The organism is Alloscardovia theropitheci, assembly GCF_004332295.1.
Classification (GTDB): Bacteria; Actinomycetota; Actinomycetes; order Actinomycetales; family Bifidobacteriaceae; genus Alloscardovia; species Alloscardovia theropitheci.
Map to the genome: position 1 here is coordinate 1 of NZ_RXLP01000026.1, position 12,476 is coordinate 12,476.

The 12,476-nt window shown below is 47.8% G+C and carries 3 protein-coding genes; 2 read left to right on the plus strand and 1 reads right to left on the minus strand.

Features of this window, described 5'->3' with window-relative positions; translation table 11 throughout:
• Positions 1-153: 153 nt before the first annotated feature.
• Complete coding sequence (locus EJ419_RS06575; RefSeq protein ID WP_131284865.1) at positions 154-1,335, plus strand: hypothetical protein; 1,182 nt, start codon at positions 154-156, stop codon at positions 1,333-1,335.
• Between the two features lie 19 nt (positions 1,336-1,354).
• The gene (locus EJ419_RS06580; protein WP_131284867.1) at positions 1,355-2,800 is read left to right on the plus strand and encodes a hypothetical protein; all 1,446 of its coding nucleotides are present in this window, start codon (positions 1,355-1,357) and stop codon (positions 2,798-2,800) included.
• Between the two features lie 171 nt (positions 2,801-2,971).
• Here the strand turns inward: EJ419_RS06580 and EJ419_RS06585 are convergent, their stop codons facing one another.
• The gene (locus tag EJ419_RS06585; protein WP_131284870.1) at positions 2,972-12,439 is read right to left on the minus strand and encodes a type I polyketide synthase; all 9,468 of its coding nucleotides are present in this window, start codon (positions 12,437-12,439) and stop codon (positions 2,972-2,974) included.
• Positions 12,440-12,476: the final 37 nt, after the last annotated feature.

Genomic DNA, 12,476 nt, shown 5'->3' on the forward strand with positions numbered 1-12,476 from the left:
ACCCCAGTCAGTAAAGTCCCCACCCCTTATTAAAAATTAAAGAAATTAGCGATGGAGTAATTTGCGTAAATAACGGCATCATGCGCAATCTGACGGATTAGGCTTGCATGAAATCGTTATGAACAAATCAACCCGTATCAGAAAGGTCTAAATATGGGATTCGAATTCGACATCAATGGCGCTCTAAACGCAGCTGGAGATTTCGCTAATAATGCGATGAAAGCAGCTGGCGATGCGGCACAGCAAGCAGGCAATGCTGTTGGAGGGGCGATTCAAAATACACAGAAAGCTGCCGGAGATGCAGCGAAATTTATCGGCGATCAAATCGCTGATACTCAAAAGCGAATTGAATCCGATGGTATACAGAAAGTAGCAATGGATACCGCACAGCAAGCAGGAAATGCGATTGGTGATGCAGCAAACACAGTGGGTGAGACAGCAGCTTATGCATATAATAGTGCTGCAAAAGCAATTACACACGATGATTCAGATCAGAAAGAATACCAAGCCGCAACCGACCAATATAATATCGCTTATAACGATTTGAACCATCCCGGTTTTAAGTTGCTCAGTTCTCGTGAGAAATCCGCTGAATTCATAGATTACATCACGGAACTTATCAATTCCATTGCTCATACGCCAAAAACTTTTGAAACTGATATTGAAGAAATCATTGTACAGAAGAAATCCTTCACTGATACTGAAGAGTTTGCCAGAAAAGAAATCGATAATGCTCGTAAGAACGCAGCGAGTGCAGCAGCAGGAGCTGCTGTAGCACTCCTCGCTCCTACTGCAGCTATTTGGACGGCAACTACTTTCGGGACGGCCTCTACTGGTGTTGCTATCTCAGCTCTATCCGGAGCTGCTGCAAACTCAGCAGCTCTTGCTTGGCTCGGCGGAGGCGCTCTTGCAGCCGGCGGTGGCGGAATCGCGGGCGGTAATGCACTTCTGGCACTAGCAGGACCAGTAGGATGGGGATTGGCCGGTGCTACTATTCTTGGCTCAGCATTTTTATATACCCACGGACAGATGGAAGTAGACGCTGAACGACAGAAAAATCTTATAGCACTTAAGAAGAATACCGAAGAAGTCAAAGAAACGACTCTTAAGGTAACTGCGCTCGAAGAAAAAATTAATAATCTCAGAATTAATCTTTCTCATGCTTTCTTGGAATGTGCACCAACATTTGGTGCTGATTATACAGAGCTGAATCCGGATATGCAGATGAAGCTAGGAACATTAGTAAATAACACTAAGTCTTTATCTGCGTTACTTGCTGAACATATCGCAGTAACTTCAGATGACGCAACTACTGAGGATGAAAAGAACAAATAAATCTAAGAGGTTTAAGACTATGGCAGATATCGAAGATGTAGCCAAACCTGCTGAAGAGCAACTAGTTGGGCAATTGGTTAACCTCATCAATCAATTAAGAATTGATGATCTCACAAGAAAACTAACTACACAGGACAAGAACTTGGCTGAGGCAACACAAATCATGCGAGATGCCATGGGGAAAATTAACCATATTATCCTCACAAATCGTGGCGGCACGACCGGCGTACATGGCTTTATAGCTGAAGCAGCTGAAGTCGGTGTTAAAAATGCTAAAAGCGCTGTCCAGGGCAAAAAACTTCTTTATTCTTGGGTAGATGATAATGGCCCCGTAGATTTACTCAGGGAGAATACACCTTTACAGCTCAAATTTGTGGAGACCGGAGGCAAGTTTTCACTTAACGCTGTTGAAGAGCACCTGCAGAAATACCCGGAATTCATAAAAAAGGGCGGTAAGTATGTTATTCCGAAAGATTTCTATGAGAAAATCCAACGGGTACGTAACATGTCACCACAAGAGGCGGCTCGTCTTACAAAAAATAGCGATATAACTCCATCGCAATATAGAAGTATCCGTGAGATGCTCCATAATCACAAGAATCTGTCTTCTAAAATTGAACCTGCTGAACATAGCTATGCAGATGTTCAAGCAAATCAGATTCACAAAACTATGAAAGCTCAAAACAAAGCTATTCATGAAGAGGATCAAAAAATTCGAGCCGATATACAGGCAGAACACAAACCTAACCTCAAAGAAGGAGCACAAGCAACCGTTATCGGCGCCGCGCTAGAAGGTGCCACCTCGTTTGCTATAGCCATTAAGGGCAAGCTCGGTAACGGTAAGCATCTTTCCGATATCACTCAAAATGAATGGATAGATATTCTTAAGGATACAGGTATTGGTACAGCCAAAGGTGCTATTCGCGGATCAAGCGTGTATTTAATGACAAACGCGCTCCACATGGATGGAACCGTTGCTACATCGGCTGTTACCGCTGCACTTGGTATTGCAGAAGCAGCATTTAAATTCCGAAATCATGAAATCACAAAGGATGAATTCATTTCACAAGCCGAAATGGTATGCATGGATTCTGCTGTATCAGCTATTGGCTCGATCCTAGGACAAGCTCTTATCCCTGTTCCTATAGTTGGCCCGCTTGTCGGTAATGCTGTCGCTACGTATATGTATTCCATCGTTAAAGATGTGCTTAAAGAATCCAAAATCCTTAACGAATATAAGGAACAGATTGAAGCACTTACCAAGCAGCTCGATAAAGAATATCAAGAATGCATAGAGCAAATTAACCAAAATATGCAAGAGTACCTTGAGATTTTATCTCGTGCCTTTTCTCCAGATATTGAGAAAGCATTTAATGGTTCAATTGAGCTTGCACAAACTCTTGGCGTATCTGAAAATGAGATTCTTAAGAATAAGGAGGAAATAGATAACTACTTCCTCGACTAGGATGAGCTAATTTCTAGTTAACTGTATAAGAAAATTAAATGGGGTTTGCACACCATTTGGCATGCAAACCCCATTTCGTTACCCTTGGCTAGATAATCTCCGGCTTGATGGCTTAGCCGCCACTACGCAACAGCCAAACCATCCTATCGCCAACCTATCTAGCGCTCTCCCCTACTTCTCGTAGTATCCGCTCTCACCGAGGCGAGCTTCAGGATTGAGAAGCATTGCCTTTTCGACTTCATGAGCATCATAGCCTGCTCGGCGTGAGTCTTCGTGGTAGCGACGGTTGTCGATTTGTTCGAAGAGCACTGCAGATCCGCGCATTGCACGCTCTACATGGCGATGACCTTCAGCTAGACGAGCATTTGCACGAGACTTCCACTCCTCCAAAGCATCTGCGCCGACAGTATTTCGTACTGCTGCTTCGAATGCACCTGGATGTACGACAGCGACGAAACCAGAGACGTGTCCGAATCCAAGAGATGTAACCAATCCAGCCTTGACATCATGGCCGCCAGCTGCGATATTCATTGGCTTCTTGAACCACACCATATGATCATCGCGCTCAAGTTTGTCGTCGACTACGTCAAGAGAAGCGTTTGCTGGGATGATTCCTGTATGGAAGAGGTCGGTAAGACCATGCATCTGGAAGATTGCCGCACCACCCTTAGCGTGACCGGTCAGGCTCTTTTGGGAAATCACATACAGTGGGTTTCCTTCGGCGCGGCCGATTGCATGAGCGACGGTGTTGTGAAGCTCGGATTCGTTTGGATCGTTCGCATTCGTAGAAGTATCGTGCTTGGATACCACTGCGATATCGTCAGCGGATACACCAAGCGCTGCCAGATCTCGTACAAGCTGAGAGCGAGTACCACCCTGGGCTGCTGCCAGAGCGCCAAGTCCTGGAGCTGGGATGGAGGTATGAGCACCATCTGCGAAGGAACGTACGTATCCGATTACACCTGCAACCGGAAGTCCAAGCTCCAAAGCGATGTCACCGCGAGTCAAGAGCACAGTACCGCCACCCTGAGATTCGACGAATCCGCCACGACGACGATCGTTTGCACGAGAGAAGAATCGTGAATCGATTCCCTTATCATACATTTCTTGCGAATTTGCGGTCGCATTCATGTAGCCGAAGCCGTTTACTGACTCAGTACCGATGTCATCGATTGCACCTGCTACGACGAAGTCTGCCTTGCCGAGCTTGATCTTATCGAATCCTTCTTCGACAGACACAGCAGCAGTTGCACATGCTGATACTGGCTGAATCATATTGCCATAGCCACCGATGTAGGACTGCATGACGTGAGCAGCTACAACGTTTGGCAGAGCTTCCTGCAAGATGTCGCTTGGGTATTCCTTATTCAAGAAGCGCTCCAAGTACAGCTTGCGCATGGAAGACATGCCACCGAAGCCTGTTCCCTGTGTGCTTGCCAGCTGTGATGGATGGACAGACTGCAAAATTTCTGCTGGAGTAAAGCCTGCTGAGATGAATGCATCCACAGCAGTGACGATATTCCATAATGCGATCTGATCGACATCGCCAACCATCGAGCTTGGGATACCCCAACGAGTTGGGTCAAATCCTTCTGGGAACTGTCCTCCGACTGTACGAGTCATGGTCGTGCGACGTGGGACATGTACAGACGATCCTTGAGCACGGGTAACGAGCCATTCGCCATTTTCCTCATCGAAGGAAATAGTCGTATGAGCTTCATCCATATCGACATATTCACGAGCAGTCTTTTCGTCTGCTACCGAGAATGTAATGTCATGGTCAAGGAAGACCTCAGCTGCATCTTCGTTCGTACCATGCTCAAAATCATTACCCATACCATCTTCAAATGGACGAATACCGCTTCGAGCAACGACCTCATCATGGAATCGATCGTAGATATCTTCTTCTGGAACGAGGTTTCCATCCTTGTCATACCAGCCCGGCTTTGGCGAATCAGACCAAGAAATAAGACCCATATTCCATGCCAATTCGATAACGCCAGTTGCGTTCAAATCGACAGAACCATCAGACTTAATACCAAGTTCAGCTTGCAAACGAGTGCGACCAAAGCCCCAAGGACCAAGCTCACCGATATTAACGATGACCACTTCATCTTCTGGGCGGGCAGTTACACCTGTCCAATCTTGCTCATGAACCACAGCCTGAGTTGGAATTTCCGGAGTTGGAAGAGCCTTCAAAATGACACGCTTATCCTCATCCGTTTCTGAAGGAGCAGCAGCTGCCGAACGCTCTGCCTCACGAGCCATTGCTTCTTCACGAAGTTCGTTGATATCCAATGGTTCGTTTCCAAGACCGCCTGTGAGATCTACGTTCAATGCAGCAGTCTTTGCCTGCTCGCGAGCATCAGACGTGCACAGTGCGAGAAGTTCGTCAGCCATCTGAGCTGTCGTATAGGTATGAATACCGCGGGATTCTACGACTTCTACGAGCGGATCATTTCCACCCATAAGACCCGTTCCACGAACCCAACCAATGCGAGGATGAGCAAAGGTGACATGATCAGACCATACTGTCTCTGCATGAGCACGGGTAACGATGGCATCGAATGCGGACTTCACTTCACCATATGCACCATCTCCACCGAAGATACCGCGGTTAGGAGAGCCAGGAAGGACGACGTGCAAACGATGAGCTACATTCGTTTCTGCTCCAAGTGGCGCAAATCCAGCGATAGCACGCTCCACACCCCACAGCATCAAACGAGCTTGAGACTCGAAGAGCTCACCAGAATCAGCCAATGTACCGTGTACTGGAGGAGCTGCGAATGGGAAGAAGAGAGTTGGGCTCAAAGCCGGCTTGATAACGGTCGTCGTCGCACCATGAGTTTCCTTCTGCTCAGAGCCAACCCATGCAACCAATGCATCCACATCGCGGAAGCTTGACAGATTTGCAGGAACGAGCCAGAGCTTTGCACCGGATGTAGCATGAGCACGGTAAATATCCTTAGCCCATTCCTTGATGCTTGGCTTGAAGCTATGGCTTGTAGCGATAACAGTAGCGCCACCTTCAAGAAGCTTTGCTACGACTTCACCTGCAATCGAGTTAGCCGATACACCAGTAACGATAGCTATGTCCTGAGCGAACTTCGCCTGTGCTTTCTTTGCGTTTGCACGTGACTCGATATCGAGGAATGCTTGTGCGAGAGAAGTATTACCATCTGCATTAGCACGCTTTGCATACCATGCTGCTTGATCAGCAATTATATTTCCGGCGCCTTCAAAGACATGAGAAGCTACGCTTTCGTCCTTATCGAAATACATGTGAGCAAGATCTTCGCGAGCGCTTGCCCAGCGATCGTCGATAAGAATTGCCTTACGTTCATCAAATCGTGGCTCTACTTGCTTGACCCAATTCGAACCAAGTTCAGCTTCAACAGCCTCTACAACTGCCGCATTATTGTCTTCTACATCGTCAGTTGGGGTTGGAACTGCTCCGATTTGCTGAAGAACAAAGCGAGCTGTCTGAGCAAGTACGCCGTCTTGACCAGTGACTTTTTCAGCAAATTCATTCAATGCAGCAGAATCAACTACCCCACCCGATGCTCCAGCACCAGCAGAAACCATCGATACTGCTACACCACGAGCAGCAGCCACTTCCTGGACAGCCTGATCAATCAAGGCATCAGCACCAGAAGCATTAGATACTGCGCCGCTTGGAAGAGTTGCCAAATCGCCGCCACGAGAGCTTGCACCTTCACGAGTGTTCAGCAAAATGTCGGCTGTTACAGCGTTTACCCAGCCAGAACCAAGTCCCCATGCGGTTTCTAGACGCTTAGCGATATATGTCGCCTTAACGCCAGCAGCTCCGAAGAGAGCGTGCAAACGTTCACGTACAGCATCAGAGAGCACAGGGCCGAATGCCTTATAGTGAGGAGCTACGCTATTGACAATGCCGTACAATGCACTGACTGTTGCTTCGGCAGCACCTTCAACGCTAGCTACTGATAATTCAGAGCTAATATCCATCAAAAGCTGATTACGCTTGGACGAGACACCATTAGTCAACGTATCAGTAGTATCAGCATCACCAATTTGATCGACTCGTACCTTTGCACTGTATGCGAGCAAAGTTGCGATAGCGTCTGATGCGGTGAACGTAATATCTGCTGCTGGAGCGCCACCCGTTGAAGCCTGAGCCTGAGCCTGAGCTGGAGCAGATGCAGCCGGAGCAGATGCTACAGGAGCAGCAGCTGCTGGAGCCGTTTCTACTGCAGCCTCAGCCGATGCAGATGAAGTCGATGCAGTTTCAACGCTTTCTTCTACTACCGGAGCATTGTCCTTGACCAACGAATCTGTATCAGTATCAGTGCAGTATACGCGAGCTTCGTCACGACCTACGTTATAGACAGTCGTCTGCAAATCAGCAAACTGTGGAAGCTTCAATGTACGAGCACCCATATTTGCCAATGTTGGAGCATTTCCAAGACCTACTTCGACATAATTTTCTACGCCAAGTCCGCCCTTTTCACGAGGAGTGAAGAGGAGTGCTTGAGTTTCGATCCAGCGAACTGGTGAAGCAAACTGCCAGCTGAGCAATTCTGTCAAGAGCAAACGGCCAAGCTTTTGATCATCTGCAGCGTAGGAATTCCATACCGCATCATCAGCAAGAGCTGCTTCAATGCGTTCAGATGGAACTACTTCGAGGATAGAACGCGCAAAGTCCTTCGTCATCTCGAAAGGACGAGCGACAAGATTTGGAATATAACGACCTTCAAGCACAGAGTAATCAATATAAGCTGGAAGCAATGCATCGAGCTTATCGCGGAACTCTGGCACACCGGAGCGAAGCTTCGTTGAGTGGAATGGCACGTCAATTCCAGGTACGTACATGAACGGACGCTTACCACCAGCAGCAGCTGCTCGAGCTGAGGCATCACGATTCAAGTATTCAAGACCTGCGATAGTTCCAGCAATTGCATACTGTGATCCAGCAAGATTGAAGTTTACAATCTCCAAGAATTCGCCAGATTCCTTCGCCACCTGCGCGATGTAATCCTTAACGGTAGCGTCAGTTACACCGAACTGGTTTGGACGAAGAGCACCCATACGGTAGTTGGAACGACCCTTCTCGTCACGTTCGATGAGGTGATGCATAGTCGATCCGCGATGGAATACCAGTTCTACAACTGTCTCGAGTGGGATAATTTGCGCGAATGCGCCCAAAGCATTGTATTCGCCCAAAGAATGTCCAGCAAAGTATGCTGGCTCGAAAGTTACTCCTGCTTCACGCATACGAGCACTTTGAGCAAATGCTACGGTAGCCAAAGCAACCTGAGTAAACTGCGTCAGATTGAGCAAACCTTCAGGGTGACGATATGTCACGCCCTTTGCAGTGAGCTCGGTTGGATTATCACGAACGACTGCAAGGATAGAGAATCCCAGCTTTTCGCGAGTTACCTTATCTGCACGCTCCCATACTTCGCGAGCTGCTGGAGAGCTAGCGCGTTCGTTCAAAACCATTCCCTGGCTCTGAATTCCCTGACCAGGATAAACGTATGCGGATTCAGGAGCACGAACGATTGCAGTACCGACAGATACGATTTCCTTATTTACTCGGCTTGTAACTTCAAGTACAAGACCACCACAGTCAACCTTGCCGACGCGTTCGATAGAAATTTCTACCTCATCATTAAGCTGAACCATGCCATACATGGTGTATGTCCAGCCTTCGATTTCGTAATGTGCGCCCTTGATATCTGTGCTTTGTACAGCATGCTGAGCAGTGGCTGACAGCCACATACCGTGTACCAACGGAGCTGTCAGACCGCTTACACGCGCGCCACGAACGGACGTATGAATTGGGTTGAAGTCACCGGAAGTACGAGCAAATGCAGTCATATCCTCTGGAGCAGTTACGGTAACTCGGCGAAGAAGACGACGTGCTGTGTCCTTAACGTCACCTTCTACCCCACCATAAGGAGCGACGGTTACAGGCAAGGCGTTTGAATATGCGCGACCGCGGATAGCAAAACGCTCTACTTCATCAGCAAGTACGGTTCCGTCTTGTGCGCTGTGCTGTACGTGGATAGTAACGACACGACCAGAAGCAGACTCTGCGTAGTTCTCAGCCCAGCTCAGAAGATTGATCTTCTCACCAGTATGAGAAAGCAATTCTTCCTCAGTAACGCGCAAAGCAATCATATGATCCAAATGAACTGCGTTCAAAAGACCTTCGATAATTGGCATAGTGCCGATATATACAGATCCAAGAGCAGCATAAATTGCTGGCCATGCAGGACCGACAAGAGCATCTGGAGCGATACGGCTCGTAATGAGATCCGCTGGCAAAGCGCCACCAGTTGCAGCTTGATGATCAATGCCAAGGTTTGCACTCAACGTATACGATGTGACAGCATGACCGAATGGCTGAGCGTCACGCTCATCATCTGTTGGAGCGATAATCTGTGGCATATCAACGAGCTTGTCGCCTGTGATCGCAGTATTTCCCATACCAGCTGTCGCAGCGAGCATCGCATACACATGCTTGCTCAAACGTTCACCATCAACAACTGGCATACGGCTTGGCTGATCAGGATTGATATTTAGTGGAACGACGATATCGCGCACAGCGTGCTTAGAAATTCCACTGTCAGGATCGTTATCCCAGTGAGTGTCCAAATGGATATCGAGATCGAACTGTAGCCATCCGTCTTTTTCACCTACTGGCTTTATCTCGTAGAAACCATCTTCAGCTTTGGACTGGTACGCAGGATTATCCATAACGTGTCCGACCCATGAAATCGTTGGCGCGTTGCGGATAAAGTCATCAGCCTGGGCACTATCAGCAAGAAGAGCATACACGGATTCAGCAGAATCATTATCGCCCGCTACGCTGTGCTGTCCCGCTACACTGTGTTGTCCCGCTACACTGTGTTGTCCTGCTACACGATCGACGCATGCCTGCTCAAAGCGACCAAGGATATCAGCAATTGGCTCATCTTTCGTCGTAATTCCAGCCACGGAAATTGGTCCAGGAATGATACGAACTGAGTCAGCGCTATAACGAGGATCTTCAGACTGCCAGAGCTGATCTTGCCCCCACCAGCGCAGCAAATCGCCATCAATAACAGGTACGAATGGCATTGGCTTTGGATATTCACGGCACAAAGTCGGAAGCCATGCAGCATCGCTTGTCGTCACTTTGAGTTGGGAAGCAGCAGGATATGCCTCAGCAAGCTTCTTCAATGCGCTATCTGCTTCTCTTACGTCATCAACGCCAGCAAAAATCGACTCGAACTCGCCATGATCCTTATCGACAACACGAGCCTCGATACGCTGCAAAAGATGCAAGAATCGATCGACATATGTCGTATCAGCCCAAGGATAGCTCAATTGTGCAAAGCGCTGAGCCATTTCGAGATATGTCATATCTTCTACATCGCCGAAATAAGGCTTCGAAGTCTTGTTAATCGCATCGATAATTTCTTGACGACGAGTAATAAGCTCTTCAGGATTCTTTTCCACTTGAGCAATCAAACGACCAGCGCGGGCAGAAGAATTTTCGATTTCATAGATATCAGCATGCAAATGAGACAAACCAGATGCTACGCCACCGACATGTCCACCTGCTGGAACCCATCGTTCGCTACGTGGAGCAAATGGATCATCATTCTCAGTAAAATCGGTAATTCCTGGAGTATTTACGAGGAATTCCTTAACCTGTGGGCTTGTATGAGCTTCCTTAGCAGTCATTGCTGCAGTACCTACGAGCACACCATCAACAGGCATAGCTGGAAGATCATACTGCGCAGACCAGCTACCATCAATATAATCAGCTGCACGCTCTGGTGTACCGATACCGCCACCAACGACAAGAACGATATTGTCATTTTCACGAGTCTTACCATACGTACTGATAAGCAAATCATCCAAGCTCTCCCAAGAATGGTGACCACCTGCGAGACCGCCTTCGACTTCCATCAAGATCTTCGTTGGAGCTACCGCTTGAGCAATGCGAATAACCTGCTCGATTTGAGCTACAGTTCCTGGCTTGAAACCGACATATGGGAAGCCATCAGCGCGAAGAGAGTGAACGAGTTCGACACCTTCTTCAAATTCAGGAATACCTGCAGAAATGATGACACCATCGATTGGAGCACCAGATGCGCGCTTCTTTGCTACGATTCGTTTAGAACCGAACTGAAGACCCCAAAGGTAACGATCCATAAACATCGTATTGAACTCAATGGCACGACCTTCATCTAAGAGATTTTCCAGATCGTTCATATGAGCATCAAATACTTCTTCAGTTACCTGACCGCCGCCGGCCATTTCAGCCCAGTAGCCTGCATTCGCAGCAGCGGCAACAAGTTCAGCATCTACGGTGGTTGGAGTCATGCCTGCGAGCAAAATTGGAGCACGACCGGTGAGCTTAGTGAAAGCTGTAGAAACTTGAAGACCATGACCAGTTTTCTTCACTTCTGGTGCAAAACGTGACCAATCAGCTGTACGATCAAACTTTGTTCCAGCTGTGACCATTGCGACTCGATCTGCAGACGTTGCCGCATTGATGATACCTACACCTAGACCATCAACCAAAGCCATGCTCAGCTTGCCGACAGTAGTTCCAGGCCCCATATCAACAAGCCAGAGTTCAGTTGAATTCACACCTTGTGCGTTAATAGCAGCATCAATGTCTGCAACCCAATCCACAGGGTCAACCAAAACATGGCTTGCCATTGCGCGCGCGAACTGAGCATCGATTCCACATTCTTGTGCCCATGCGACTACCTGATTGACAGCTTCATTCATCAATGGGCTGTGGAACGGAACGCTCACCTCAAGATATTCCATCTGTGGGTCAAATACGCTTCCACCACGTACCTTGGAATCACGCAAAGCCAGCTGATGAGCGTGCTCACGTTCAGCCTGAACTTGCAATGCGAGCAAGTCTGCAGGATAGCCAGATACGACGAAATGAGTTGGAGAGTTCTTCACAGCAACGGAAATAGGGCCGTGTGTATTCTCAGAATTATTATCATCTGCATTTTCTACGCGAGAGATGAGCGTTTCGACCTGCTGGCGAGTAATACCCTTAATTGAAAGCATATAGGTAGCGCCACTTGCTACGACATTACCGTTCGGCTTCTGCGAGGTCTGCAAAGTACGTGTAGTGCGAGTAGCTGCTAGTCCGATGAACTGTGCAAGAGCAAGAATGGATACGATACGTTCGTTTGCTTCTTGTTCGCTGATTTGCCCAGCCTGATGAGCTTGAATCGTACGTGCAATTTCTACTGAAAGTACGCCTTGAGAATGACCTTGAATTGTAACAAGATGATCATTGTCGAGCTTTAATCCGAGGTCTACGCTATCGAGCAAAGCACCCAGTTGAGCTGTAACAATTCCCGGTACGGATACCACAGCATCTGCTGCTTTTCCCAGTACCAAGTTAGCATTAGCAAATTCAAAGATATCAATATCTCGACCTGTAATAGCTAATGCGTCCGTTGAAATCGGGCTCATCAGAGCTTTGGCGTCTGCCATGTATGTCTTCAGACGATCGAATACGCTTGCATTATTCTTCAAATCATTGAGCGCGTTGTTCCATGGAGTGGACTGACCGCCAAAAAGCAGCGCGAATGGTTCGGAATTAAAACGATCCATAAGAGATTGTGACATTATTTAACCTTTTCTACTTATCTACTTTTCCAGCGGT

Bases quoted from the DNA above. Each gene is read 5' to 3' on its own strand.
- EJ419_RS06575 (WP_131284865.1), top strand. From the start codon at position 154: ATGGGATTCGAATTCGACATCAATGGCGCTCTAAACGCAGCTGGAGAT.
- EJ419_RS06585 (WP_131284870.1), bottom strand. From the start codon at position 12,439: ATGTCACAATCTCTTATGGATCGTTTTAATTCCGAACCATTCGCGCTG.
- EJ419_RS06580 (WP_131284867.1), top strand. From the start codon at position 1,355: ATGGCAGATATCGAAGATGTAGCCAAACCTGCTGAAGAGCAACTAGTT.